At 64.1% G+C, this 26,113-nt stretch carries 26 protein-coding genes and 1 pseudogene; 7 read left to right on the top strand and 20 right to left on the bottom strand.

Annotated elements, in window-relative coordinates:
- Nucleotides 1-280 precede the first annotated feature (280 nt).
- The gene (locus tag IVB54_RS21420; RefSeq protein WP_018454504.1) at nt 281-1,177 is read left to right on the top strand and encodes a DMT family transporter; all 897 of its coding nucleotides are present in this window, start codon (nt 281-283) and stop codon (nt 1,175-1,177) included.
- A gap of 9 nt (nt 1,178-1,186) precedes the next feature.
- Here the strand turns inward: IVB54_RS21420 and IVB54_RS21415 are convergent, their stop codons facing one another.
- Together IVB54_RS21415 and IVB54_RS21410 are read right to left on the bottom strand one after the other, a co-directional pair.
- Complete coding sequence (locus tag IVB54_RS21415) at nt 1,187-1,738, bottom strand: hypothetical protein (protein ID WP_157642914.1); 552 nt, start codon at nt 1,736-1,738, stop codon at nt 1,187-1,189.
- Nucleotides 1,739-2,540: 802 nt separating this feature from the next.
- Complete coding sequence (locus IVB54_RS21410) at nt 2,541-2,999, bottom strand: hypothetical protein (protein WP_157642913.1); 459 nt, start codon at nt 2,997-2,999, stop codon at nt 2,541-2,543.
- A gap of 301 nt (nt 3,000-3,300) precedes the next feature.
- On the opposite strand from IVB54_RS21410, the gene IVB54_RS21405 reads away from it, so the two are divergent.
- The gene (locus IVB54_RS21405) at nt 3,301-3,765 is read left to right on the top strand and encodes a GrpB family protein (RefSeq protein WP_245288385.1); all 465 of its coding nucleotides are present in this window, start codon (nt 3,301-3,303) and stop codon (nt 3,763-3,765) included.
- 178 nt (nt 3,766-3,943) lie between these two features.
- Here the strand turns inward: IVB54_RS21405 and IVB54_RS21400 are convergent, their stop codons facing one another.
- Both IVB54_RS21400 and IVB54_RS21395 read right to left on the bottom strand, forming a co-directional pair.
- A complete protein-coding gene (locus tag IVB54_RS21400; RefSeq protein ID WP_018454499.1) occupies nt 3,944-4,138 on the bottom strand; it encodes a hypothetical protein in 195 nt (64 codons plus the stop codon).
- Between the two features lie 436 nt (nt 4,139-4,574).
- Nucleotides 4,575-4,802, bottom strand: coding sequence for a hypothetical protein (locus IVB54_RS21395; RefSeq protein ID WP_039799060.1), 228 nt, complete (start codon nt 4,800-4,802; stop codon nt 4,575-4,577).
- 324 nt (nt 4,803-5,126) lie between these two features.
- On the opposite strand from IVB54_RS21395, the gene IVB54_RS21390 reads away from it, so the two are divergent.
- Nucleotides 5,127-6,050 (top strand): arginase family protein, encoded by a 924-nt coding sequence (locus IVB54_RS21390; RefSeq protein WP_018454498.1) that lies wholly within the window; start codon nt 5,127-5,129, stop codon nt 6,048-6,050.
- On the opposite strand, the gene IVB54_RS21385 is transcribed toward IVB54_RS21390, so the two are convergent.
- The 3 genes from IVB54_RS21385 to IVB54_RS21375 form a co-directional block, all read right to left on the bottom strand.
- A complete protein-coding gene (locus tag IVB54_RS21385; protein ID WP_247776436.1) occupies nt 6,047-8,299 on the bottom strand; it encodes a CHASE3 domain-containing protein in 2,253 nt (750 codons plus the stop codon). The two genes, IVB54_RS21390 and IVB54_RS21385, sit on opposite strands and share 4 nt — an antisense overlap.
- Complete coding sequence (locus IVB54_RS21380; protein WP_085353532.1) at nt 8,296-8,718, bottom strand: response regulator; 423 nt, start codon at nt 8,716-8,718, stop codon at nt 8,296-8,298. Before IVB54_RS21380 ends, IVB54_RS21385 begins: the two co-directional genes overlap by 4 nt.
- 240 nt (nt 8,719-8,958) lie before the next feature.
- Entirely contained in the window at nt 8,959-9,660 is a 702-nt protein-coding gene (locus tag IVB54_RS21375; protein WP_039799071.1) for a BA14K family protein, read from the bottom strand.
- A gap of 246 nt (nt 9,661-9,906) precedes the next feature.
- Between IVB54_RS21375 and IVB54_RS21370 the strand changes: the two genes are divergently transcribed.
- Entirely contained in the window at nt 9,907-10,314 is a 408-nt protein-coding gene (locus tag IVB54_RS21370) for an NADH:ubiquinone oxidoreductase subunit NDUFA12 (RefSeq protein WP_026232746.1), read from the top strand.
- Between the two features lie 420 nt (nt 10,315-10,734).
- On the opposite strand, the gene IVB54_RS21365 is transcribed toward IVB54_RS21370, so the two are convergent.
- On the bottom strand, nt 10,735-11,421 hold the full coding sequence (locus IVB54_RS21365) for a DJ-1/PfpI family protein (protein ID WP_018454493.1): 687 nt from the start codon (nt 11,419-11,421) through the stop codon (nt 10,735-10,737).
- 91 nt (nt 11,422-11,512) lie between these two features.
- On the opposite strand from IVB54_RS21365, the gene IVB54_RS21360 reads away from it, so the two are divergent.
- Entirely contained in the window at nt 11,513-12,454 is a 942-nt protein-coding gene (locus IVB54_RS21360) for a GlxA family transcriptional regulator (RefSeq protein ID WP_026232745.1), read from the top strand.
- A gap of 182 nt (nt 12,455-12,636) precedes the next feature.
- Nucleotides 12,637-12,813, top strand: a complete 177-nt coding sequence (locus IVB54_RS21355) for a hypothetical protein (protein ID WP_018454491.1) — start codon at nt 12,637-12,639, stop codon at nt 12,811-12,813.
- A 79-nt stretch (nt 12,814-12,892) separates the two neighbouring features.
- Here IVB54_RS21355 and IVB54_RS21350 read toward each other — a convergent pair whose 3' ends face one another.
- Complete coding sequence (locus tag IVB54_RS21350; RefSeq protein ID WP_018454490.1) at nt 12,893-13,909, bottom strand: hypothetical protein; 1,017 nt, start codon at nt 13,907-13,909, stop codon at nt 12,893-12,895.
- Nucleotides 13,910-13,921: 12 nt separating this feature from the next.
- Nucleotides 13,922-14,869 carry an alpha/beta hydrolase gene (locus tag IVB54_RS21345; protein ID WP_018454489.1) on the bottom strand — a complete coding sequence of 316 codons (948 nt, stop codon included), beginning with the start codon at nt 14,867-14,869 and terminating at the stop codon, nt 13,922-13,924.
- A 202-nt stretch (nt 14,870-15,071) separates the two neighbouring features.
- Here IVB54_RS21345 and IVB54_RS41560 point away from each other — a divergent pair.
- Nucleotides 15,072-16,120 (top strand): annotated as a pseudogene (locus tag IVB54_RS41560) (DUF2155 domain-containing protein).
- A 7-nt stretch (nt 16,121-16,127) separates the two neighbouring features.
- Here IVB54_RS41560 and aat read toward each other — a convergent pair.
- From aat to IVB54_RS21285, 10 genes are all read right to left on the bottom strand, one after another.
- Complete coding sequence (gene aat, locus IVB54_RS21330; RefSeq protein WP_026232743.1) at nt 16,128-16,808, bottom strand: leucyl/phenylalanyl-tRNA--protein transferase; 681 nt, start codon at nt 16,806-16,808, stop codon at nt 16,128-16,130.
- A gap of 50 nt (nt 16,809-16,858) precedes the next feature.
- Nucleotides 16,859-17,962, bottom strand: a complete 1,104-nt coding sequence (locus tag IVB54_RS21325) for a histidine kinase dimerization/phosphoacceptor domain -containing protein (RefSeq protein ID WP_018454486.1) — start codon at nt 17,960-17,962, stop codon at nt 16,859-16,861.
- Complete coding sequence (locus tag IVB54_RS21320) at nt 17,959-18,399, bottom strand: response regulator (protein ID WP_018454485.1); 441 nt, start codon at nt 18,397-18,399, stop codon at nt 17,959-17,961. Before IVB54_RS21320 ends, IVB54_RS21325 begins: the two co-directional genes overlap by 4 nt.
- Nucleotides 18,396-19,913, bottom strand: coding sequence for a CHASE3 domain-containing protein (locus IVB54_RS21315; RefSeq protein ID WP_018454484.1), 1,518 nt, complete (start codon nt 19,911-19,913; stop codon nt 18,396-18,398). Before IVB54_RS21315 ends, IVB54_RS21320 begins: the two co-directional genes overlap by 4 nt.
- Nucleotides 19,914-20,018: 105 nt before the next feature.
- Nucleotides 20,019-21,377: an acetyl-CoA carboxylase biotin carboxylase subunit gene (gene accC / locus IVB54_RS21310; protein ID WP_018454483.1), complete on the bottom strand. Its 1,359-nt coding sequence runs from the start codon at nt 21,375-21,377 to the stop codon at nt 20,019-20,021.
- Nucleotides 21,378-21,437: 60 nt separating this feature from the next.
- Nucleotides 21,438-21,926: an acetyl-CoA carboxylase biotin carboxyl carrier protein gene (gene accB / locus IVB54_RS21305; protein WP_007591611.1), complete on the bottom strand. Its 489-nt coding sequence runs from the start codon at nt 21,924-21,926 to the stop codon at nt 21,438-21,440.
- 36 nt (nt 21,927-21,962) lie between these two features.
- Nucleotides 21,963-22,430: a type II 3-dehydroquinate dehydratase gene (aroQ, locus tag IVB54_RS21300; RefSeq protein ID WP_018454482.1), complete on the bottom strand. Its 468-nt coding sequence runs from the start codon at nt 22,428-22,430 to the stop codon at nt 21,963-21,965.
- A 228-nt stretch (nt 22,431-22,658) separates the two neighbouring features.
- Entirely contained in the window at nt 22,659-23,522 is an 864-nt protein-coding gene (locus IVB54_RS21295; protein WP_026232742.1) for a DUF1236 domain-containing protein, read from the bottom strand.
- 265 nt (nt 23,523-23,787) lie between these two features.
- On the bottom strand, nt 23,788-24,555 hold the full coding sequence (locus IVB54_RS21290) for a DsbA family protein (RefSeq protein WP_018454480.1): 768 nt from the start codon (nt 24,553-24,555) through the stop codon (nt 23,788-23,790).
- A 126-nt stretch (nt 24,556-24,681) separates the two neighbouring features.
- On the bottom strand, nt 24,682-26,085 hold the full coding sequence (locus IVB54_RS21285; protein WP_018454479.1) for a M48 family metalloprotease: 1,404 nt from the start codon (nt 26,083-26,085) through the stop codon (nt 24,682-24,684).
- Nucleotides 26,086-26,113 lie beyond the last annotated feature (28 nt).

Here is a 26,113-nt window from a genome sequence, read left to right as displayed (position 1 = left end):
TATGGTGGATTGTGGGGGATAACAGGGGGCAGGCCCGCGCCTGTTGTTGAGCCAAGTATCAGTGAGTCCTCAGGGATTCCCAACCGAAAAAATTTGCATCTTGGGGGGCCGCTGAGGCTTCACCCCGCTGTTCACAGGGCAGGTATATTTTTGAATCGCGGGCTTGCCTCGGGGGGACTCACGTAGGGCTACGGAAGGTGAGGGCAGGCATGCCCGCCGGGGTGGTGGTGGGAGGCGCGAATCCGCGCCAAGCTGCCCTCGATTTTGCCGGACTACCCATATGCTTGATTCGACTCGGCCGGTGCTGCGAGCGCGCATCGCCCCGGCCGGCCTGATATTCCTCGCCATCACCTCGGTGGGCTGGGGTTTCAATTGGCCGGTGACGAAATTCCTGCTCTCCGAGCTGCCGCCGCTGACCTTGCGCGGGGCGACGGGCGTGCTCGGCGCGGTGCTGCTGGCGGCGCTGGCACTGATCCGCGCTGACAGCCTCAGCGTCCCGCGCGCGATCTGGCCGCGCCTCGTGACCGCCGCGATCCTCAACGTCACCGGCTGGATGGTGCTGATGGGTCTGGCACTGCTGTGGCTGCCGGCGAGCGAAGCGGCGCTGATCGCCTACACCATGCCGGTCTGGGCCTCGCTGATCGCCTGGCCGGTGCTCGGCGAGCGGCCGACCTTGTTGCGCACCATCGCGCTGGTGATGGCCTTTGCCGGCCTGGCCTCGATCATGGGCGGCAACGGCTTTGCCGCCACTGCGGACAAGCTGCCGGGCATCGTTATGGCGCTGTGCGGCGCGCTCGGCTTCGCCGCCGGCACGGTGTTTTCGAAGAAGTACCCGATCCGACTGCCGCCGATCACGGCCGCGGCCTGGCAGATCGGGATCGGCTGCCTGCCCATCACGATCATCGGCCTCGCCATCGAGACCACGCATCTGGAGCTGGTGACGCCCGTCGGCTGGTGGCTCCTGGTCTATTCGACCGTGGTGCAGTTCTGCATCGCCTATGTCAGCTGGTTCGCTGCCCTTGCGCGCCTGCCGGCCTCCGTCGCCGCGATCGGCACCATGGCGGTGCCCGTCATCGGCGTCGTGGCGTCCGCGATCGCGCTCCACGAGCCGCTGGGGGCAGGGCAGATCGCCGCGCTGATCTTCACGCTGGCGGCCGTGGTGCTGGCGACGCGGTAGGGCGTATATTCATGAGCGGCTGGCCGCCTGGACTTCCGGTTCATCGTCAACATCGGCCGGAGAGCGGAAGGTCTCCGAGCTCGCAGATGGGCCAAGAGCCGACCTGCCTTGCGGGGGATTGTCTCTACCAAATCGGTTGGCGAACTCTACGACCGCTGCTGCAACATCTTTACGCCTGGCGTCCGTGCGTGTGAATCCCAGCGGTCCTGTGAACCTGATAACCACCTTTTCAGGATTGGATTTCGGCCGAGCATCGGTCGTCCAAGATAGCTCTCCGGCCCGGACCTTGACAACATCGCGACTGGTGCACGCGGACTCGATCGATGAGAATATCTGCTTTGCTTCATCGACCGAAAGCTTCATCGATTGACACTCACCAGCGCCGACCGACACAAGGGTCAAACCAGACCGTTCGACGCGGAAGTACAGCCCATTGGTCAGCGTGACTTTTTCCTCAGGTCCCAGCTCGGCGCCAATACGGGCCAGCGCTTGAGACCCAACTCGCGACAGGAGCCGTCCCAACACTTCGAAAAAGACTTTGATCTTTCGGTGATCATTCATGGGTCGGGCGCCATCGTACGTGGTCCGATGGGGGGACAAAAGCAACTCGCCATTGGCAAACAGTACAACATCCGCTTCGGGTCAGCATACGAACTCAACTGAGCAAATCTGGTCCGCCATGCTTCGGGGAGCGACCTCCTGGAGGGCTGCCGCCATCTGCAAACCTTCTCAGAAATACTACGTCTTTTCTTTCTACCCCGGGAGCGAGGTTTCGGAGAGCGTTCTAGCGAGATATATCTCAAGCCCGACCAGAAGCGGTATTCCCGCGCCCCAAATGTAGCTCAGGCCACGCATTGTTGCCTCCGTCAGGATAATTTTGAGCCGCTGCTTCGGGCAGTCTTCCAGGCCAAGGAAGCGGCCACGACAAACGACACAAAACAGAACGCGATCACCCCCAAAGCGCGGACATCGCGGCGCGGCTCGTTGAGCCACACGAGAGCCGCCAGGCAAAGGAGCGCCGGGACCGCGCAGGCTTGTGTTGCGATATACCGACGCCTCAGCGCCAATGGCGCGCGGTCCCCCCAGATAAACGCCTCAACCTGAAACTTGCGAGAAATTGCGTCCGTCCGGGGGAGGCACGACCTATCTAGCTCTGCCACGATGGATTGAAATCCCCATCCGGCAATGCCCAGCAGTGAAAGTCCAAAAAAGAGTAAGAACAGCGACACTTCACGTGTCTAGCAGCTTCAACACAACCGCGCGAGACCAGTTAGTCCGCAATGGGTCCACAAGGCGACAGACATGCTGTTTTGGTCGGAGTCATTTTGGGCGAGCATCGGCGTCACGCCTCATGGGAACAAAGCTAGTGGAAATCCCACGGTGAGCCCTGTCTGGAGGGTCCCCACGCATACGCCTCCTCGCGGCTGTCGAACGGTCGGATCATCGGCTCCGAGAAGCCGAGCACCTCATAGCAGTACTCGCTACCGACGAAGGAGAAATGTCGTGGCTTCCGGCCGACTGGATCGGTCGCCGCGTATGCTTTCAACAGTGCGGAATTTACAGCCTCCTTGACATAAACACCGCCGTCGTACATTCCCGCGCTATCCCCATGATCGGCTACCGAGTAGATCATTTCATCGAAACCCGCGTAAATCTCGCAGGACACTTCGATGCCATAAGCGCGAGGACTGGGATTTGGTGCCACGACAATGAGGTAGAGCACGCCACGCCAAAGGCCTTGATCGAAAACATAAGGCGGGCGTTCGATACCATCGATAATCGACGCATATTGCCGCCATTTGAGAGTGGGATCAGGGAACAAGCTGCCTCCATGCATCTGAAGTTCACATGATAGCGGAACGTGAGATGTCCGCTACGGGTCAAAGTGGGAAGAACTCAACCTGAGCAAATCTACTCCGCCATGCCTCGCTAGATGGACCTCAATATGGTGCGCCGACGACGTCGCTGAAGCGCCAAAAGCTGACCCGTATATCGGGAGATGCCGCGCATTGCAGTGACTCCGATCACATGCAGGAACGGTGGTCTGTTCCAACATGGCCGTTTGAGAAGGGTAGCTTCCAGCGAGGGGACAGAATGGAGAAGTATGGAGGGGCGCCATCGAGGTGCGTGACTATGACCCCGACTGGCCAGTTCGTTTCCAGCAGGAGTGCCGTCGCTTGCGATTTGTGGTCGGTCCGGCGCTCAAGATCGAACACATGGGCAGTACGTCTGTGTCCGGCCTCTCGGCCAAACCGATTATCGACATCTTGGTCGGCCTCCCGAACTTGTTGCGCGCGAAGTCCACGTTTGTGAGGCCATTCGCGCAACTCGGATACACCTACATCCCCGAGTACGAAGCATGGTTACCTGGTGAACTGTTTTTTCGGAAGAGGATGCCTGGACCCTGGACACACCATCTTCACATCATGGAGCAATGCAATCCACGCTGGAGAGATTTCCTGCTGTTTCGCGACTACTTGCGCTTACACCCGGAAATCGCTGCCGCGTACGGAAGCCAAAAGAAATCGCTCGCGGATGAATTTGGCAAGAACATCGAGGGCTTTCGCAAAACAAAACATCGGTTGTGAGGGAGATAACCGACAAGGCGCTATCAGCATTCGGGAAGTATTGTTTGCGCTGCCACAGCGACGGGATATGCCGTGCGGCGCTGCTAAGATGTCCGCTTCGGGTCCACAAGCGGGAATGCCAACGAGCAGCTCCTTGCTCGAGCCTCACAGCGCAAGGCACGGGTGGAGTTCTCTCCCTTCAGGCGCTTGGCAGGGACCGAGTAAGGAGCTGCCGGCGAGCCTTCTTCAGATCGGTCGCCAGTTTTATTTTCTCTCTCAAAACGAGGATTTCGGAATATTCCTTTTGGATCTCTGGGCGGGTGCGAAGTGCTTCAAGCTGCTGGGCGGTCAGTTTCAATATCGCGGCAATATGCGTACTCTGGATGTGGTGCATGGCAATCAAATCCGCTGTTGGAAAAACGGAACGCCACGATACAGCGAACTGCGGTGCGGCGTCGCTGGAAATAAACAGCCAGCCTTACTGTCGTTTTTTTTGCAGCGCGTCACTGCCCTCATCAGGTAGGGGGCTGCCGTCTGCTCATAATGAATTTCTTGACCGCATGAATCGTGCGAGCAAGCTGTCGCGGCCGGCGACTACGCGGCGGCGTGACTAGCACAACGAAGAGCAGGTTCAGCAGCAGCCAGCAGCCGACCGCGATGAAAATGTACTTCATAACTCCTCAAGGGTGCCCTCGGAAGAGCACTGCAAGAAGAGCGGCAGCAACAATCGCGAGCCAGATCATCGAAACAACGAAGCTGGCGAAATGCCAATCTACGTCGCGGCGCCTGGGCTGCATTGTGTCTCCTTCCGGAGGCCGTGTGTCGTCGTCTCAGCGGCCTCTATCGTCCTTGCCGTTGGGGCTGCCGTCTCCGCCGCCGTTGCCCCAGCCGTTGTTGCCGTGATGGTGATGGTCGTCGTGGACCGCGCCTGCGCCCGACTTCGCGATCGCATCCGATGTAAGGGATGTCGACAGGAGTAGGGTGACGGCTGGAGGTGTCACCGCCGCGAACTTTCCGCAGGTTCTTAAGAACTCGCGACGGTCGTCCTGATCTGGCATGCGTTTCTCCGTCCAGAGATAAGCCCAAATTAAATCACAATAACTGAATTAAATCAATTTAATTCGTTCCAGAAGAAAGCGGCTCGTCCACTCCCTCAGGGGAAGCTCGACGCGCTGGAGTCCGCTGTGGTCACAAGCCGCCGACCACGCCGAAGGTGGGAGCTTCCGCTTTGCCTTGGTAAGCCGACGTTTATGAGGTCACGTCCTCCGCGAGAGCGGCTTCGACCGCTCGGCTCGGCGGCAGGCCAAGAGCAGGTCAGGAACTCGCGGAGGCGTTGCGGATTGGCTCTGTCGGCCGGACTGAGTGCCTCCAGCGAGACGGCTATGGCGAGCGACCGCAACACATTCCTCGGCGTCGCGGCGTGCGACCTTGCCCTGCCTCTTGGCGAAGCCGACGTCGTCATCTTCGGAGCTGCCGACGCCACGCCGCATTTGAAGGGCAGGACCAGCCATGCCGCGAATGGCCCAGCGGCCATTCGCAATGCTTTGCGCGTTTATCAGACCGACCTTGCCAGGTGGGATTTCGACCAAGACGGAATCCTGCTCGACCCGGAGCAAATCCGGGTCGTCGATGGCGGCGATCTTGCCACGTCACCCGAGGCCCCCGAGCAAAACCGGAATGCAATCAGGTCCGCCACCAGGAAGATCCTGAAGTCCGGCGCGGTACCCATGCTGCTCGGCGGAGATGATTCTGTCCCCATACCGTTCTTCGAGGCGTTCGAAGACATGGGCAAGCTGACGATCCTGCAGATCGACGCGCATCTGGATTGGAAGGACCAGCGCGACGGCTCAGCACATACGTTTTCCAGCACGATGCGGCGCGCCAGCGAGTTGCCTTGGGTCGAACGCATTGTGCAGGTCGGTTTAAGGGGTATCGGTGGCTCGGGCCTGCAGGAGCTCAGTTGCGCGCGGAACTGGGGCTCCAGGATTTTTACGGCACGAGACGTCAAAAGCCGGGGCGTTCAAGCCGTCCTGAGTGCAATCGAGGACAGCGCGAACTGCCTGATCACGATCGATTGCGACGGCCTGGATCCGTCCGTCATTCCCGGCGTGCTGCTGCCGCAGCCTGGCGGCTTGTCCTATTTCGACGTCATAGACCTGATCGCGGGCGTCGCCTCGAAGGCCAGAATTGTCGGTCTTGATCTGGTCGAATTGGTGCCGGAGCGTGATCCGCAGAATATTGGGGCGATCTGCGCAGCGCGGATCATCTGCAACGCCATTGGACATATCGCCAAGCAGAAACGCTAGCCGGTGGGCATGTGTCCGAGCGCCTTGCGGATCATCGCGGCGAGCTGGTTGCGGCGGTAGGGTTTTGTCAGCAGCATGACGCCGTCGTCGAGCTTGCCGTGGTGGACGATGGCGTTGTCGGTATAGCCGGAAGTGTAGAGCACCTTCACGCCGGGGCGGATCGTCGCCACCTTGTCGGCGAGGTCGCGTCCGCTCATGCCGCCGGGGATGACGACGTCGGTGAACAGCAGATCGAACGGCTGGCCGGCCCGGATCAACTCCAGCGCGGCCTTGCCGTCGGGTGCGGCGACAGTCTGGTAGCCGAGGCTCTGGAGCTGCACGGTGACGAAGTTGCGCACCAGCGGATCATCCTCGACCACAAAAATGGTCTCGGCGCCACCCTCGGCCGGCGGTGCGGCAGAGGTGACTGGCTCGGTCATGCCTTCGCCCGGCGGCAGATAGAGCTTGATCGTGGTGCCGTGGCCTTCCTCGCTGTAGATCTTGATGTGGCCGCCGGATTGCTTGACGAAGCCGTAGACCATGGAAAGGCCGAGGCCGCTTCCCTTGCCGACCTCCTTGGTGGTGAAGAACGGCTCGAACGCCTGCTGCTGCACCTCGGCCGGCATGCCGGTGCCGGTGTCGCTGACGGCGAGCATCACGTAAGGGCCGGGCCGCACGTCGGGATTGCTTTGCGCATAGGCCTGATCGAGCACGACGCGGTGGGCCTCGAGCAGCAGCTTGCCGCCGTTCGGCATGGCGTCGCGGGCGTTGATGGCCATGTTGAGCAGGGCATTGGTGAGGCGGGACGGATCGATGTGCGCGGTCATCTGCCCCTGTTCGAGCACGGTCTCGATCTCGATCTGCTCGCCGAGGGTGGGGCGCAGCAGTTTCGCGATATCCGCGACCGCGGCGTTGATCTCGACGTTGCGCGGCTGCAGCGGCTGCCTGCGCGCGAAGGCGAGCAGATGCTGAATCAGCTCGGCGCAGCGCTCGGCGGCCTCGTCGATCAGGCGTGCCACGCGCTGGAGCTCGGGCTGCTGCTTCAGGCTCGCCACCAGAGTCTCGGTATTGCCGGAGATCACGGTCAGCATGTTGTTGAAGTCGTGCGCGACGCCGCCGGTGAGCTTGCCGATGGCATCCAGCTTCTGCGACTGGTACAATTGCCGCTCGGTCTCGCGCGAGGTGGTCGCGTCGTGATAGACCAGCACCGCGCCGGAGACGTTGCCTTTCCCGTCCAGCATCGGCCGGCCGCTGATCATGAGATGACGGGGAGCATTGCCGCTGTGCGGGCGGACGATCATCTCCATGTTCTCGAACGGCTCGCCACGCAGCACGCGTGCCGACGGTAACTCGTCGGCCTTGAGCGGGGTGACGGCGTCGCCGTGAAGCACGATGGACATCGCGCGCAGATTGCGCAGGTTCATGCCGGTCCGGTGCAGCAGCATGCGCTCGGCGGCGGGATTGGACAGAAGGACATTGCCCTCGGCATCGATGACCAGCACCGCCTCCGCCATGCTGTGAAAGGTGCTCTGGAGCACGTTGACCGAGAGGCGCAGCTCGTCATGCGCGGTGACCAGATGCTCGGTGCGCTCGGCCACCGCGGCCTCGAGCTGCTGCTTGGCGGCCGTGGTCTTCATTAGCGTGCTCTTGAGTGCGCCCTCACTGCGCCGGCTCTCGCGCATCATCATCACGACCAGCAGCAGGATCACCAACGCGCCGGCGACGTCGATGCCGAGCAGCACGATGCCGGTGCGGCGCGAATCCTGGGAGCGCGCCGCGAGCAATCGTTCTTCCTCTGCGCTCAAATGATCGAAATTGCCCATCACCGTGTCCATGAGGCCACGGCCCTCGCCCTTGCCCTGGACTGCGGCAATGCCGGCCTGATCGTTTCCGGCGCGCAGGCGCATCACTTCGGCGGCGATCTCGATCCGGCGCAGCGCCAGCGGCTCGGTGCCCTCGAGCAGCGCGACATGTTCGGGAGTGTCGCGCACGCTGCGCTTGAGATCGGCGAGTGCCGGTGCGATCCGGGCGTGCACCGCCTGGAATTCTTCGCTGAAGCTCGGGTTGCGATAGATCTCGTAGCCACGTGCGGCGCTCTCGGCACTGCGCATCAGCACGCGCAGGTCGGAGATCTTCTTCAGCACCTCGACGGTGTGATTGACCCAGGCCGCATCGGACCGTGACTTGACGTCGAGGCCGATCGAGGCCGCGGTGATGATCAGGAGGATGGCAAGTCCAGCACCGAGAATGACGCGCTGCGTTGGGATCAAGGGACTTCTTTCTTGTCCTTCGGCTGCGAGCCATCGCCCGGCACGGCGATGCATTCCCGGATCGTGGTCAGCAGCGTGTCCGGCGTGAACGGCTTGCGCAGGCAGCGGGTCGCGCCAAGCTCCAGCGCCATCCGGAGGAAGTCGGGAGAGGGCGAGGCGGATGATGCGAAGGCGTAGCCGGACATCGCGATTAGCGGAACCGCCGGCGCGCGCTCGTGAAAGATGCGAATGGACTCGAAGCCGCGCATATGCGGCATGAAGATGTCAACCAGCATCACGTCGAAATTCTGTGTTTCGAGCGCAGCCAAACCCGTTTCTCCGCCGTCAGTCAACGTGACGTCGAAGCCCTGACGTTGGAGGAGGACCTCGATGGTCGCGCCGACCATCGGATCGTCATCAACCACGAGAATGCGCGGCATGACACTTCCCAGTCATCGAAGTCCCCACAGCCAAGTTGATACAGGTGAATCGCGCGTCGGGTCAATTTGGGATTGGATAAGGGTAGATATGCACGGTGCGGTGAATAAAGGTCCGCTCGCATCGATTGTACGCGACACTTGCCGATGACGAATACGAGGCGAGCGAAACAGGTGAGGCGCCTGAATGAAAAAGGCGCCGCATCGCTGCGACGCCTTCTTCTTCAAGTGTTTCAGGTCCTGTTACGGGCAGGGATGACGCTGGCCGTCATAGCCCAGATAGGTGCCGGACGCCGGATCGTAGGACTTGTAGCGCTGCGCGCAGTAGGCCGCGGAGTCGCCGCCGCCATCGGGGACCACGGCCACTGTCGGTTCATCATAGTAGCTGTCGCCGTAATAGTAGGGGTCGTCGTAATATCCGCCGCCGTAATAGGCGTACGAGCCGAGGCCGCCGATCGCAGCGCCGGCCGCGAACCCGGGCCAAAAGCCGCCGCCGTGACGATGATGCCAGTGACGACCACTCCAATTGCCGCCACCGCCCTGCCAGTTGCCCGCAGTCGCGACGCTGCGTGTACCGCTGTAGGACGGCGAGAAGGCCTGTCGGCTCACCGTGCCGGCTGCGAAGCTGCCACCGCCCGGACGTACTGCTGCGCCGGCCGCGAAATTGCCGCCGCCGCCGCCGATCCGCGCGCCGCCGAAGTTGCCGCCGAAGTTGCCGCCGCCCATGCGGGCGCCGCCGCCACCGAAATGTGCCCCGCCGCCGCCGCCGCCACCGAAGCGTGCTCCGCCGCCGCCGCCACCGAAGTGTGCTCCGCCGCCGCCGCCACCAAAGTGTGCTCCGCCGCCGCCGACCGCTGCGGCCCGACTTTGGGCAAAGCTCGGCGTCGCCAACGGGATAACCAATGTCACTGCCGCAGCCGTGCTCAAGACTTTCAGACTTTTCATGATCAAAACTCCTTTTCCCGGAAGCAAACCCCATGAAAGGGCCGGAGTTCCTGGGATCACGGGGGTTTGCGTGCGACGAAAAGTTCTCATGGCGACGCTGTATCCGGCATGAACGGATCGCGTCCGATTTGCGGCAGCGTTCCGTGCCGGGGACCGCATCTGCAGCGGGGCATTGCCGCCCGCGCCGAACTGGACATTTCGCCGTCCGGATGGCATCAGGACCCGACGAAGCAGGGCCCTTGCCGCATGAAACAGTTCTTCCTCAAGTTTTTCACCTGGTGGAATGGCCAGACGTTTGGCACCCAACTCTGGACCAAGCGCTACGGCGAGCTGGTCGGCCAGGACGAGCAGGGCAACCTCTATTATCGCACCCGCGGCGGGGCGATCGACCCGGTGCTCGGCTTCGAGCGCCGCTGGGTGGTCTATAACGGCTACGCCGAGGCCAGCCGTATCCCGCCGTCCTGGCACGGCTGGATGCATCACACCGTCGACGTGCCGCCGACGCAGGACAACTACCAGCCGCGCGAATGGGAAAAGCCGCACCAGCCCAATCTCACCGGCACGGCCAACGCCTACCGTCCCGCGGGCTCGACGCTCGCCAGCGGCAAGCGGCCGAAGGCGACCGGCGACTATCAGCCCTGGACGCCGAGCTAGCCTTCCGATTCCCGTCTCACCCTTGTCGTGGGAGTGGATGCAGCCGCATCCGCCTCGCTTTACTGTGGACAACGGGAACAGCGGGGATGAGTCCTGCGCGGGGGTTGCAGCCACGCGGGCGATGCGGCTCAATGGTCGCATCTTACGGAGATGGGAGACCATCGCGTTCGGTTCGGGCAACAGTTCGCGACTGTCCCGAAATGCAGCGGCCGCCGACCAGGACTCGATCGGGAGATAGGCCCCCGGTCTGGAAGCTCCGAAATCGCCCGATGAAATGTGCAGCCGCCGTAAGACAGGAAAGGCCGCTCGGGAAACCGGGCGGCCTTTTTCTTTGGTAGACGGGCGACTGGATTTCGCGTGCCCCGGACGCTGCGCAGCACCGCTACGCGCTGCAGCGCGTCCGGGACACGAGAGTGGAGACTAGGTCATCCGCTCGGCCGCACGCTTCACCGCTTCGAGGCGGCGAGCCTGGTTCGCTGCGCCGCGCTCCCTGAGTAATGCCAGCACCTCCGCCGGCGCGGTATCCGGCGAGCCTGCATTGAACGGCGGGGCCGGATTGTATTCGAGCTGAAGCTGGATCGCCTCCGCGGTGGTGCGATCGACCATGATCGACACCAGGGTCAGCGCGAAATCGATTCCCGCGGTGACGCCGCCGCCGGTGATGCGGTTGCGGTCGACGCAGACGCGCGTCTTGGTCGGCGTCGCGCCGAACTGAGCGAGCATCTCCATCGCGCTCCAATGCGTGGCGGCGCGATAGCCCTTCAAGAGGCCGGCGGCGCCGAGCGCCAGCGATCCCGTGCAGACCGAGGTGACGTATTTGGCACCCTCGGCCTGCCGGCGCAGGAAACCGAGCACCTCCTCGTCATTGAGCAGATCGTTGGTGCCGCCGCCGCCGGGCACGCAGATCACGTCGAGCTGCGGGCAGTCGGCGAATGTCGTGGTCGGCGTCAGCGTCAGCACGGAATCGCTCGGCACGGGCTCGATCCGTTTCCAGATCAAATGCAGTTTTGCGCCGGGCACGGAGGAGAACACCTGCAAGGGGCCCGTGAAATCGAGCTGGGTGACGCGCGGAAACACCAAGAGACCGATCTGGAGCGGGGACGACATGAGAGCCTCCAATTATGAGCTTGACGGAAGCAGCCTCTCATGATGCCTTTCCGTCCAGAATGGCGTATTTCCCTCGCTTTCGGACATGACCATGATCGGCATCCTGATCTTCCCGGACTTCCAGTTGCTCGATGCGGCCGGCCCGATCTCCGTGTTCGAGATCGCGGCGCGCTGCACGGGCAAGACGACGACCGGGATCCGCGTGCTGGCGGTGAGCGCGGGGCCGGTGCGCAGCTCGTCGGGCGTGGAGATGATGGCGCGCGACTTCAAGTCGGCCAATGCGATCACGACGCTGGTCGTGGCGGGAGGCGCGGGCGTGACGGATGCCGCGCGCTGCGAGGTCACGCGCGCCTTCGTGCAGCGGCTGGCGCGGCGCGGCGTGCGGGTCGCGAGCGTCTGCTCGGGCGCCTATGTGCTCGCCGAAGCAGGCCTGCTCGACGGCCGCCGCGCCACCACGCATTGGGGACGCACGCGGGATTTCGTCGCGCGCTATCCCAAGGTGAAGTTCGAGCCGGACCAGATTTTCACCCGCGACGGCAATGTGTGGACGTCGGCCGGCATCACGGCCGGCATCGACCTTGCGCTCGCGATGGTAACGGAGGATCACGGCGAGCAGATCGCGCAGGACACGGCGCGGCAGCTCGTGCTGTATCATCGCCGCAGCGGCGGCCAGTCGCAGTTCTCGTCACTTCTGGAATTGAAGACGCCGAACGGCCGCTTCGGTGCGCTGCTGTCCTGGGCGCGCGAGAACCTCGACGCTCGCTTGACTGTCGAAGATCTCGCCGACCGTGCCGGCATGAGCGCGCGGCATTTTGCCCGCGCCTTTGCCGCCGAGACCGGCACGACGCCCTCGAAGGCCATCGAGCGCTTGCGCATCGAGGTCGCGCGCGAGCGCGTGCAGTCCTCGCGCGAGGCGATCGAACTCGTCGCGGAGACAACCGGTTTCCGCGATCCCGAGCGCATGCGGCGCGCCTTCATCCGCGCCTTCGGCCAGCCGCCGCAAGCGCTGCGGCGCGCGGCAAGGGCCGGGTAGGGAGAATTGATCGAGTTGGAGAGCCCGCTTGAGCAGGTGAGCACACTTGGATATTTGAGCAGACTTGCATATTGCGCGGCATTTCCCCTTTTGGAGCCGGAACGGACCTCGTCAAGCGAATGCACCCGTTGTAGACGATGTGTACAACACGTACCGTCGCCGATCCGATGCAAGGAACCCCAATGACCGATCGAGAAAAGATTCTGATTGCCCTTCGCGAAAAACCTCTGAAGACCTTCGAAGTCATGAAGCGCGTGAACATCAAGAATCAGGACGACTGCCAATCGCTCCTGTTGAAGATGCGTGACGAAGGCGCCGTGAAGTTTGATATTCACAAGGGACATTGGCGCGCTGCGTGACGACATTCGCTGGGTCACCAGCGGCCTCGCGATGGCAGAGCGGTCATGACTTGCGTGTTGGCAAGGCTTGCGGATTGGTTCAGCCCGATGCGGCCTTGCCGCCGGTCGCCGCAGCGCCCGAGGCCTGCGCGCGCGCCGTCAAGCGCCGCGCGATCGGCATCAGCATGTAGGGCGCCAGGTGAATGGGAAACTGCGTCATCGCGAAATAGAGCCAGGTGGTGGGCGGCAGCGCGCCGGCGGTCGCGGCGAGCATCAGGCCCAGATTGCGCTGTGACACCATCAGCCCGAGCGCCAGCGCGCGCTCATAGCCGATGCGGCGGAACAGCAGCGTCGTGACGGCGAGCAGCGTGAAATAGATCGCGAAGGCGAGAGCCGCGAAGCCGAGGGTGGAGACCGGCCGGGCGACGAGATCGCTCGCGACGTCGCCCATGATCGCGGTCGCGAAGACCAGCAGGATGACGATGTTGAAGCCGTCGATCGGCTGCCTGTGGCGCTGGATCGCGGCCGCGCCGAAGATATATCGGACCACGGTGGCGGCGAGGAGCGATGCGGCGAGGATGCCGAGCAGCTTCAAGCCCAGCGCAGGCGGCGAGATGCTGAGCATGCCGTCGAGGAACAGGCTTGCGAACAGCGATGCCGTGAACGGTACCAGCGCAGTCGCGCTCACCAGCGTGACCAGCACCAGCGTGGCCTCGAGGCCCATCAGCGCGGCCAGCGCCGGTGCGGCCATCATCGGCGAGGCCATGCTCTGCAGCATCAACGCCAGGGCAAGGTCGGGCGCGCGCGCCGTGAGCCCGGTGACATGGACGATCAGCCCGATGATCACAGGCACGCCGATCATGGTCCAGACGGTCGCGGTCGCGACCAGCGCCGGCCGGCGCAGATGGCCGGTGAGCGCGGCAAGGTCGACCCGCATGAAGGAGATGCAGAGCAGAACGAAGATCGCCTCGGTGACGTAGGGGCGCAGCAACGCCCCGAGCGGCGGCACCGCGAGCGCGATGAACACGACGGCGGCCACCGCGCGGGTGCCCTGGCCGCCAAGCCATGTCAGACCGCGCAGCGGGAGGGCGAATATGCTTTGAAGAACGGGCGGCATCGGGAATGGCGTTCAGGCCAATCCTTTCAGCCACGCGCCGATCTCGCTTACGGCGACATTGGCCTCTCGCAGCAATTTCCCCATCGTGAGAAAGCCGTGGAACTGGCCGGGATAGTGCTTGTAGGCCACGGCCACGCCGGCCTGCCTCAGCCGCTCGGCATATTCGTCGCCTTCGTCGCGCAGGGGATCGGCACCGGCGGTCAGCACATAGGCCGGCGGCAGGCCGGCCAGGTTTGTCGCCCGTGCCGGCGAGGCGCGCCAGTCGTGGATATCGGCGGCGCCGTTGAGATAATGGTCGCAGAACCAGCGGATCACCGAATGCGTCAGCAGCACGCTCGTCTCGGGTTCGCGGTGAGAGCCGTGCGTCATGGCGAAATCGGTTGCCGGGTAGATCAGCAACTGGCCCGCGATGGCCGGACCGTCGCCGTCGCGCGCGGCGAGCGCGACGACTGCGGCGAGATTGCCGCCGGCGCTGTCGCCGCCGATCGAAAGCCGGGAGGCGTCGATGCCGAGTTCGCGCGCGTTGGCGGCGACCCATTTGGTCGCGGCGATCGCGTCATCGATGGCGGCGGGAAATTTGTGCTCGGGCGCGAGGCGGTAGTCCACCGAGATCACGATCAGCGCGCCGGCGTCGGCGAGCTGGCGGCAGACGACGTCATGGGAGTCGAGATCGCCGATCACCCAGCCGCCGCCGTGGAAGAACACCAGCGCCGGGGACAAGCCATCATACCGGCGCGGCTCTTTCGGAACATAGAGGCGCGCGGGAATGGCGCCGTGCGGTGCCGGGATCGACAGCGGCGTGACGCGCGCGAGGTCAGGTGGCTCGGGATTGGTCGCAAAGCGCGCCTGCGCGTAATAGGCCCGCGCTTCCGGCGCGGTCAGGGTCTCGTAGGCGGGCCGGCCGGCCTCCTGGAAGGCCTTGTAGACGGCGGCGGCATCGGGATCGAGCACAACGGGCATGGGGAGCGACCTCTGGGTTTCCAGTTATCGTTGGAGTTCTTTTCGGGGGCGGGCCGCCTCGGCCGCCGGGAAGCGTGCTCGACTATTCCATCCGGGGGCCGATCTGGCCAGACCGGGCCGGGAAGGGCAGGGATGCCGCCCTTCCCCCGCCGTATTCGCCGTGTTAACCGGATGGCCTGCGAGCGGCGGTAGCCCCTGTAGAATGTCCTCCAGCAAGCCCGATTCGCTGTTGAAGCCGCGCGAGATATGTTTCGAACATTTACCCTGACAGGTCTTGCGGCGCTTCTGGCCGCCACCGCACTGACGGCTGCGACGCCGGCGCAGGCGCAGATCGGCACGATCTTCTCCGATCCGCCGCCGCTGCGGCCGCCCGGCACCATTCCGCGTGGCCAGCCCCAGCCGCAGCCGCAGATCCCCGATGACGACGAAGAGGTGCCGGAGCTGCCGCCGCAGGGCCGTGTGCTGCCGTCACGTCCGATGGCGCCACCGCCGGGCCGGCAGGGCAATGTGATGCCGGGGCCGGTCGAGACCCAACCTCTGGCGCCGCCGCCCGGTTCTAGCGCCGCTCCGCCAAACCAGCCGCCGCCCGTCGCGGTCGCTCCGCCCAATCCGCAAGGCGCCCCGGGTGCGCCCGGTCAGCGCCAGCCACAGCAGAAGGGCGGACCGGGCGGCGCTGTCCCGCAGACGCCGGCGAGCCTTCAGCCGGGCGACGAAGTCGTCACCGAGCCGCCGGCCCAGAAGATCGTGAACAAGAAAGCGACCTTCTCCGGCCTCGACAAGATCACCGGGCGCATCATCAACTTCGACGAGGAGATCGGCGAGACCGTGCAATTCGGGGCGCTGCGCGTCAAAACCGACGCCTGCTACACGCGGCCGGCGACCGAGGCCGCCAACACCGACGCCTTCGTCGAGGTCGACGAGATCACCTTGCAGGGTGAGGTGAAGCGCATCTTCTCGGGCTGGATGTACGCGGCAAGTCCGGGCCTGCACGGCGTCGAGCACCCGATCTACGATATCTGGCTCACCGACTGCAAAGATCCGCAGCAAACGATTGCGACCGCGGCACCGGATCCCGGCACCAAGCCGGCACCGCCGCCGCCCGCGCAGAAGAAGGCCGCGCCCAAGCAGGTGCAGCAGCGTCCGCCGCAGCCGTTACCGCCGATCCAGCAGCAGCAGCCGGCACCGCCGCCACCACCTCCGCCGCCCGAGCAGCGGCCTGGTCTGTTCGGTTTCCCCGGGTTTGGCCGGTAATTGCTGATTATTGCCGCGCAGCGATGATCTCGAGCGCGCGCGCGCCCGGGATCGCTTCGCCGGCCGAGAGCCTCAGGAAATCGCCAGGCTCGCCCGCGAGCGCCTTGTCGAGCAGCGCGGTGTAGCGCCGCCGCGAAATCTCGGCCGCGCCAAAACTCTTCAGGTGTTCGGTGACATATTGGGTGTCGAGCAGCTCGAAGCCGCCATGGATGAGCCGCGCGACCAGATGCACCAATGCGACCTTGGAGGCATCGCGTGCGGTGTGGAACATGCTTTCGCCGAAAAAAGCCCGGCCCAGACTGACGCCGTAAAGGCCGCCGACGAGGTCCTCGCCCTGCCAGGCCTCGACGCTGTGGCAATGGCCGAGCTCGTACAGCCCGCCATAGAGGTCGCGGATGCGCTTGTTGATCCAGGTGTCCTCGCGCCCGGCTTGGGGTGCGGCGCAGCCGGCGATCGTGGCCTTGAAGGCGGTATTGACGGTGACGCGGAATGAATCCGAACGCACGGTGCGCGCGAGCCGCGAGGCCACGCGAAAACCATCGAGTGGGATGACGCCGCGCAACTCCGGCTCGACCCAGAACAGGGTGGGATCATCGGCACTTTCGGCCATCGGAAAGATGCCGCAGGCATAGGCGCGCAGCAGCACGGCTGGTGTGATTTCAGACGGGGCAGAGTCGCGCGAAGTCATGGCGCGCCATAATAGCAGGATCGCAAGGCGGTTGCGATGGGCGGTGCGGATCAGTTCGCTGCGGCAGCAGCCGGCTTGCCGGCGGCAGCCGGGACACGGCGGAACATCAACATGACGCGGGTTCCGGAATGGTTGGGGTCGCGCTCGACCGAAGCGTCGAGCTTGCTGGCCATGGCTGCGACGATACGCTGGCCCATGCCGGTGGAGCGCGGATCGGCCTTGACGTTGTCGCCGACGCCATCGTCGCTGATCGACAGCAGGAGATCGTCGCCCTGCGAGGTCAGCTCCACATGGATCGGGCCGGCGCCGTCAGGGTAGGCGTATTTTACCGCGTTCATCACCAGCTCGTTGACGATGATGCCGACGGCGACTGCACGGTCCGGATCGATCTCGATCGGTTCGGCCTTCAGCGTCAGGCGCGACATCCGGTTGCCCTCGGCCGAGCGGCGCAGATCCTCGAGCAGCGAGTCCAGATACTGGTTCAGGACCACGCTCTTCAGGTCTTGCGAGGTGTAGAGGCGGCGGTGCACTTGCGCGACTGCGGCCACGCGGCCCATCGCATTGGTCAACGCAGCCTTGACCTCGTCCTGCGCGGCGGAGCTGGCCTGCAGGTGCAGGAGGGAGGCGATGATCTGCAGCGAGTTGCCGACGCGGTGGTTGACCTCGCGCAATAGCAGCTCGCGTTCGGCTGCAAGAGCAGCGTAGCGGTCGCGCGAGGCATGGATCTCGGCTTCGGCTTCCTCGCGCGCCTTCTGCAATTCGGCCTGGCGCAGCGCGCCATCGGCCGCGACGTGAAGCAGGGGAATGAAGTCGCCCTTGACGTCCTTGACGAGATAATCGGCCGCGCCCGCCTTCAGCGCCGTCACCGCGATGCTGGAATCCTGTGAGGCCGTGACGAAGACCACCGGCGGCGCGCCCGGGATCGCCATGATCTGCTCCAGCGTTTCCAGTCCGTCGAGGCCGGGCATGTATTGGTCGAGCGCCACCACGTCGATACCGCCGGTCGTGGCCGCGCGGCGGATGTGCTCGAGGCCTTCCTCGCCGCTTGCGGCGTGAACGACCTTGTAGCCGCGCCGTGTCAGGCCGCGATCGACCAAGCGCGCCAGCGCCCCGTCATCGTCGATGTAGAGCAGTGTGGGCGTACGTTGATTCATGGGGCGGCGGGTGGGACCTGGATGACCGAGAAGAACAAGCCGAGCTGCCGGATGGCATTGGCGAAATTCTCGTAGTTCACGGGCTTGGTGATGTAGACGTTGCAGCCGAGTTCGTAGCAGCGTTTGATTTCCTGGGAATCGTCGGTGGTGGTCAGCACCACCACGGGCGAGGCCTTCAGGTATTTGTTCTCCTTGATCTGCTTTAAAATGTCGATCCCGGTCATGTCGGGGAGGTTGAGATCGAGCAGGATCAGGAGCGCATTGCCTTTTTGCACGAGCCCGCTGCCGTCGGGCCCGAACAGGTGCTTCATCGCCTCAGTGCCGTTGGCAAAGGAAATGATCTCGTTGTTGACGCCGGACCTCCGGATGTTCCGCTCGATCAGCCGCGCGTGGCCCTCGTCGTCCTCGATCATGATGATGGTGACGGGTTGAGTCATTGATCCGCGTTCCGGTTGCTGGCGTTCCAGGTGATGGGCAGCGTGATGGTGAACGTGCTGCCCGTATTCAGTTCCGATGATACCGACATGGTGCCGCCGAGGCGACGCACAAGTGCACGCACATGCGCAAGACCGATGCCCTGACCGGGCTTGTCCTGGGTTCCGGCGCGGCGAAACAGGTCGAAGATCCGCTGGTGGTCCTTGGCGTCGATGCCGCGGCCGTTATCGCTGATCTCGAAGATAGCGTAGCCGAGCTTGGTGCGCCCGCGGATTCTGATCTCGCCGGGGACGCCGGGCTTGAGATATTTGATGGCGTTGTCGATCAGATTGGAGAAGATCTGCTCCAGCGCCAGGCGGTCGCTGACGAGATCCGGCAGCGGCGCGACGTGGATCTCGGCCTGCGCTTCGGCGGCCTGATGCGCCAGCGTCGATACGATCGCTTCGATCAGCTCGCGCGTGTCGATCTTTTCCGGCTGGAACTCGCGCCGGCCCTCGCGGGTGAGATTGAGGATCGCCGAGATCAGGCGGTCCATCTTGGCGATCGACGACTTGATGAAGCCCAGCGCTTCGGAAAAATCCTCTGACAGCTGCTTGTCCGGACCTTCGAGCGCGATCTCGCCGTCCGGCAACGGCGGCCCGTCGGCCGGGACATGGGTGAGGCTGCCGATACGGCGGAAAATGTCGCCGCCGAGCTCTTCGAGCTCGCTGGTGAAGCCCATGATGTTGACGAGTGGCGAGCGCAGATCGTGGCTGACGATATAGGCAAAGCGCTGGATCTCGTTGTTGGCTTCGCGCAGATCGGCCGTGCGTTCGTCGACCACGCCCTCCAGATTGACATTGGCATCGCGCAGGCGCGCCTCGGCATCGTCGCGGGCAAGGGCCGAGCGCCGCACCAGCCAGATCGAGATCAGGGCCAGCAGCACGACGAGGCCGGAGCCGATGCCGGTCATCGACGCGGCCAGGGTCTGGCTGCGGTCCGAATTGACCGTTCGCAGCCGGAACAGCCGTTCCTCCTCCTGAATCATCCCGGTCGCGACATTGGCGATCGCGGCCGTGGTGTCCGTGGAGGCGATCTCGCGGACCAGCGCTGCGGCCTTCTCCGGCTCGCCGCGCCGGATGAAGTCCATCTCCTGCACGAACTGGCCGAGCCTAGTCTCGATCGCCGCGCTCAGCTTCTCGATGCTTTGGCGTTGCTCCGGATTGTCGCCGATCAGGCGCGTGAGCCTGTCGAGAGCCGGGACGATGGCCGCCACGGCCTTGTCATGGTCGACCTTGAAATCCTCGCCTTGTGTCAGAAGGTAACCCCGGGCGGTGCTCTCGGCGCGGCGGATTTCCAGCAGGAGGGCGTTGATCTGGTTCTCCGCCTCGATGGTGTGAATCACCCATTTGCTGTCGTCTCTCGCCTTGTTGACGAGGTAGACGGAGCCGGCGCTGATCACGGTCAGCACCATGAGACCGGCTGCGAACAGCAGGATCTGCCAGAATCTACGCCGCCGCTGCGCGTCAGCGATCACGACGGTCTCGCTCGATCAGGCTTGCCGGACTTCAAAACGCCCCTCGGAACTGTCCCCATCGTGCCAAACGCGATTGGGGCCAAAGGGTTCCACGGGAAAGGACGGCTACTTCGGGGCGGGTTCCGCCTTGTTGGCGAGATATTGTTCCAGCCAGTGGATGTGATAGTCGCCGTTGATGATGTCGTCTTCGCGCACCAGAGCGCGGAACAGCGGCAGGGTGGTCTCGATGCCCTCGACCACCATCTCGTCCAGCGCCCGGCGCAGCCGCATCAGGCACTCGCCGCGGGTCTTGCCGTGCACGATCAGCTTGCCGACCAGCGAGTCGTAATAAGGCGGGATCGTATAGCCCTGATAGACTGCGGAATCGATCCGCACGCCGAGCCCCCCGGGCGGGTGATATTGCGTGATGCGGCCGGGCGAAGGACGAAAGGTCTGCGGATTCTCGGCGTTGATGCGGCACTCGATCGCGTGGCCGATGACCTGGACCTCGTCCTGCCTCGCCGGCAGGTCGCCGCCGGCGGCGATGCGGATCTGCTCCAGCACGAGGTCGATGTCGGTGATGCTCTCGGTGACGGGATGCTCGACCTGGATGCGGGTGTTCATCTCGATGAAGTAGAACTCGCCGTCCTCGAACAGGAACTCGATCGTTCCGACGCCGAGATATTTCATCTCGCGCATCGCCTTGGCGCAGGTCTCGCCGATCTTGGCGCGCGCAGCCGCGGTCAGCACGGGCGAGGGGCCTTCCTCCCAGACCTTCTGGTGGCGTCGCTGCAGCGAGCAGTCGCGTTCGCCAAGATGAATCGCGCCGCCGCGGCCGTCGCCGAGGATCTGGATCTCGATGTGACGCGGCTTCTGCAGATATTTCTCGAGGTAGACGGAAGCATCGCCGAAGGCGGATTTGGCCTCGTTGGCGGCCGTCGACAGCGCGACCTGAAGATCGGCCTCGCTCTCGGCCACCTTCATGCCGCGGCCGCCGCCGCCCGCCGCGGCTTTGACCAGCACGGGGAAGCCGATCTTCCTGGCGATCGCCATCGCGTCGTCGTTGGGGCCGACCCCTCCGTCGGAGCCGGGCACCACGGGAATGCCGAGCTTCTTGGCGGTCCTCTTGGCCTCGATTTTGTCGCCCATCAGGCGGATGTGCTCGGCCTTCGGGCCGATGAAATGCAGATTATGCTCAGCGAGGATTTCGGCGAAGCGCGCGTTTTCCGACAGGAAGCCGTAGCCGGGATGCACGGCATCGGCCCCGGTGATCTCGCAGGCCGCGAGCAGCGCGGGCACGTTGAGATAGCTGTCCTTGGAGGCCGGCGGCCCGATGCACACGCTCTCGTCCGACAGGCGCACATGCATGGCGTCGGCGTCGGCGGTTGAATGCACGGCGACGGTCGCGATCCCGAGCTCCTTGCAGGCCCTGAGGATGCGAAGGGCGATCTCGCCGCGATTGGCTATGAGGATCTTGTCGAACATGGTGTCCTTATTGGACTGACGCGCGGAAAGCGGCGAGGGCGATGAGACCGCCCTCGAACGTCACTCAATGATCACGAGCGGCTCGCCGTACTCGACCGGCTGGCCGTCCTCGATCACGATCTGCGTCACCGTGCCGGCGCGCGGCGAGGGGATCTGGTTCATGGTCTTCATGGCTTCGATGATCAGCAGCGTCTGGCCGACCGAGACCTTGCTGCCGACCTCGATGAACGGCTTGGCGCCGGGCTCCGGCGCCCAATAGGCGGTGCCGACCATCGGCGAGGTCACGGCGCCGGGATGCTTCGACAGGTCGGCAGCGGCAGGCGCGGCGGCAGCTGCGGCCGCCGGGAGCGCGGCGGGGGCAGCTGCCATCTGCATCGGCATGGTCGCGGCGACGCTGATATTGCGGGCGACGCGCAGGCGCAGGCCGGCACGCTCGATCTCGATTTCGGTGAGGCTGGTCTCATCGAGCAGCAAGGCGAGCTCGCGGACGAGGGCAGAATCCTCGCTGGAAAACTTTGCGGCTGCTTTGTCGTCTGGCTGGCGCGCCATGTTGTTTGATCCGAATGTTCTGTGTGAAGGGGAGCGTCAGGCTTTGGGCTTGATGCCGGGCTTGGCGGCAAGGCCCTGGATGGCGAGGCGGTAGCCCTCGATGCCGAAACCGCAGAGGGAGGCGAAGGCCGCGCGCGCGGTGTAGGAGTGATGTCGGAAATTCTCGCGGGCGTGAATGTTGGTGACGTGCACTTCGACCGTCGGGATCTGCACCGCGAGCAGCGCGTCGTGCAGCGCGATCGACGTGTGCGAATAGCCGCCGGCATTGATGATGATGCCCTTCATCTTGCGGGCGTGTGCCTCGTGGATGAAGTCGATCAGCTCGCCTTCGCGGTTGGACTGCCGGCAGTCGGCCTTGAGGCCGAACGTCGCCGCCGTCTCCCGGCACAGCGCCTCGACGTCGGCCAGCGACGCATGCCCGTACTTCTCGGGCTCGCGCGTCCCCAACATGTTGAGGTTCGGCCCGTTCAGGACAAGGATCGTGTCGGTTGCTGGTTCGGCCATTCCAATCCCGCAAGAGCTGCTTCAGCGTGGCGGGGGTTATAGGTAACAAAGCGCGTGAGGGGAAGCCTTGAAGGACCTCCGAGGTGGCTTCAGATACCTCATCCGGGGTGCAAAAATCTGTGTGGAAGCTACGGAAATTGCTTGTTAACCAGTCCGAAGCATGGCTGCCGGCCGAACGGCAAAGGGGCGGGCATTGCTGCCCGCCCCCGATGGTTGCCGGGTATCGTCTTACGTGTTCAGGACAGCCACGATCTCATAGGTGTCCGGATTCACGATCACGATCTCATCCTTGACCAGGACGTAGCGATAGGTCCGCCATTCCGGATAGATCGTCACGACGCGGGACGGCAGGGTGTGCAGCTCAATACCCTCGCGCGGAATGCGGGTGCCGACCGAGATCGAGAAGTTCACGTTGGTCACCGGACGCACGTGCTCCTCGCGGATCACCGAGGTGATCTGCGTGCGTTGCTCGGTCGAGAGCTTGGCGCCCGCGCCGGCCTGACCGACCGTCGTGTTGGTGCTGCTCTGACCCTGCGTGTTCTGGTTGGTGCTGGTGCCGGTCTGGCCCTGAGCGTTCTGGTTGGTGCGCGTCTCGGTACCCTTCTGGTTCTCGGCATTGTTGGTGCTGCTGGTGCCGCTCTTGGCGCCCTCAGCCTTCATGTCCTTCTGGTCCTTGGCGCCGGACTTGCTCGTGTCCTGACTCATGCTCTTGGACTTGTCCTGCTGACCCTGCGCGCGTTCGTCGGTGTGCTGGCCCTTGGTGGCGCCGGACTTGTCCTCAGCCGCGTTCTTGTTCATCTCGCGGCCGGAGTGCTCGTCCTTTGTTGCGCCGGAGGATTTGTCCTCGGCGGACGTGCCGGACTTCATGCTGCTGGAGCCGCCGGCCTGGCCGACGGTGCCCTTCTCATGGGCGGATTCCTTACCCATCGAGCCGCCGCGTTCGGCGGCGCCGCCGGAGGGCTGCGAATGCTGCGTCTGCGCACCACCGGCGCCGCCACCGCTGTCGCGGTTCATGGTGCCCTGTGCGTTCGCCAGACCGGTGCCCGCGACGAGCGCGAGTGTGGCAACCGAGATCATAAAGCGGTTAGACATGGAATTCTCCTCACGGGTTCATTTGCGTCATTGCCCGCGCCGACAACGAAAGGAGATTTGAGTTGTTCCGGAACTTCGGTGGTTCCGAGGCTTTTGTTTGTTGAATGCCAGATGAATGCGTGCGCCAAATTTCGGCGCAATGAAAAGGCCGGCTTTTCAGCCGGCCTTTTGCATGCGTGAAGTTGTAGAGCAGATCGCTGATCAGTCAGATCGCTGATCAGCAAGTCGCCTTGTTAGCAGGTCGCCTTGTTAGCAGGTCGCCTTTTTAACAGGTCGCCTTGCCGCAGCGGGCCACAGCGATCTTTTCCTTCAGGCTATCGACGCCGACGGCGCCGACAACGATCTGCTTGCCGATCACGTAGCTCGGCGTGCCGTTCATGCCCATTGCTTCGGCGAGCTTGAAGTTCTCCTCGATGGTGCTGCGCACCTCGGCGCTGCCGATGTCCTTCTCGATTCGAGCGGTGTCGAGGCCAGCTTCCTTGGCCGCCTGAAGTGCGCGCGCCTTGTCGGCCGCGCCACGACCGCCGAGCAGCTTCTGGTGGAAGTCGAGGTACTTCTTGCCGGAGGGATCCTGCATGCGCACCGCGACGGCGACCTGGGCCGCTTCGACCGAGCCCTGGCTCAGTACCGGAAACTCCTTCAGCACCACCTTCAGCTTCGGATCGGCCTTCATGAGGGTGAGCATGTCGTCCATCGCGCGCTTGCAGTAGCCGCAATTGTAGTCGAAGAACTCGACGAAGGTGACGTCGCCGTCCTTGTTGCCGAGCACGACCTGGCGCGGTGAGTTGAAGATCGCATCGGAATTCTGAGCGACGCTGGCCTCGTGTTTCTGCGTCTCCGCCGCGGCCTGGCGCTTGGTGAGCTCGGTCATCGCTTCCTCGAGCACCTCGGGATGGGTGACGAGATAGTTCTTGATGATCGCCTCGATGTCCGTGCGCTGGGCATCGGAGAAGCTGTCGGCCGACGCGGGCGCGGCTGCGCCGAACATGGCGAGCGCAAACAGCGCGGGAGCAAGCAGGCGCAGCGAAGGCATAGGCAAATCCTCTTATCCAAAGCAGGTTTCGGAAAACGTCCCGGCGGACTTAAGCTCGGTGTCGTGACGTCGTTTCGTAAGGCGTCGTGGCGTAAGGCGTCGTCTTGTAAGATCGTCTTGGTCTTGTCAGTTGCGCGGCGGTTTCGACGCCACGATGTCGTCGGCCTTGACCCATCCGGGCGTGCCGACGGCGAAACGGGTTTTCGCGCGCGTCGCAAGCTCGCGGGCGGTCTTGTTGTCGCCGCGCAGATAGGCGGCCTGCGCCGACGCCAGATCCGCCTCGGCATAGTCGCCTTTCCGGCCATACGCCATCGCGAGCTGCATGTAGCCGAGCACGGCCTCCGGTTCCCGTGCGACCGCGGCCCGGAGAATCCGAACGGCGTCATCGGTGTAGGCCTTATTATCGGACCCAACCAGAGCCTGCCCAAGTAACATCTCGATGAGGGGCGCGTTGTTCGAAAGTGCGACAGCCTTGCGCAGGGCCGGGATCGCCTCCGCCGGCTTGCCGCCCTCCAGCAGGGCCTGGCCGCGCACCTCGTAAAAATACGCGTTGTTGGGCTGGACCTGGATCAGCGCGTCGATCTGGGTGAGCGCGCTGCGCAAATCCCCGTGCAGATAGGTGCTGATGGCGCGGGCATAGCGCGCCGGCATGCTGTCGTTGGTCAGGGGATAGCGGCGGTACACCGTTTCCGGCCGCTCCATGAAGGCGGAGATCTTGGCGCGCACCATGTCGTGGCGCAGCTGGAGCGCGGGATCGTCCTTTTTGTCCCAATAAGGGCTGGCGCTGGCGAACTCCTGCAGTGAAGCGACGCGCTCGGCGGGCATCGGGTGCGACTGGAGATAGGGATCGGCGCCGCGAGCCGCGAACAGGCTCTCGCTGGTGAAGCGCTTGAAGGTCTCGTACATGCCCTTCGGCGACTGCTGGGTCGCAGTCAGGAATTTCACGCCGGCGCGGTCGGCGTTCTCCTCCTGCTGGCGCTGATAGGACAGCAAGGTCCGGCGGATCATCTCCTGCGGGCCGGCAAGGGCGGCGGCTCCTGCATTGGCAAGGCCATTGTTGCCGGCGCTGCCGCTGCCGCGGGTGCTGCCGACCGCCATCGCGCCAGCACCGAGCAGCATGGCGATGATCATCTGGGTCTGGGCGTTGGCGAGCTGCTCGCGCAGCTTGGACAAATGGCCGCCGGCCAGATGCCCGGTCTCGTGCGCGAGCACGCCGATGATCTGGTTTGGCGTTTCCGACTGGAGGATCGCGCCGTAATTGACGAAGATGCGGCGGCCATCGGCGACGAACGCGTTGAACGAGCCCTCGTTGACGATCACCATCTGGATGTTCTGCTTCTCCAGGCCGGCGACCCGCAGGATCGGGCGGGTGTATTCGCGCAGCAGCTGCTCGGTTTCGGTGTCGCGCAGGACCGGCGGCCCCTTGGCCTGCGCATGCGCGGCCGAGAACGGCGTCAGCGCGATCGCAGCCGCCGCGAGGAGGGAGATGAGGGCGGTGGCCTTCTTGCGCAATGCGATCTGGAACAACATCAAGCGGTCTGGGTCAAACGGTCTTATC

It is taken from the genome of Bradyrhizobium sp. CW1 (assembly GCF_023100665.1).
Classification (GTDB): Bacteria; Pseudomonadota; Alphaproteobacteria; order Rhizobiales; family Xanthobacteraceae; genus Bradyrhizobium; species Bradyrhizobium canariense_D.
Note: the sequence above shows the minus strand (reverse complement) of the source record. Positions and strands in the feature narration are given on the sequence as shown.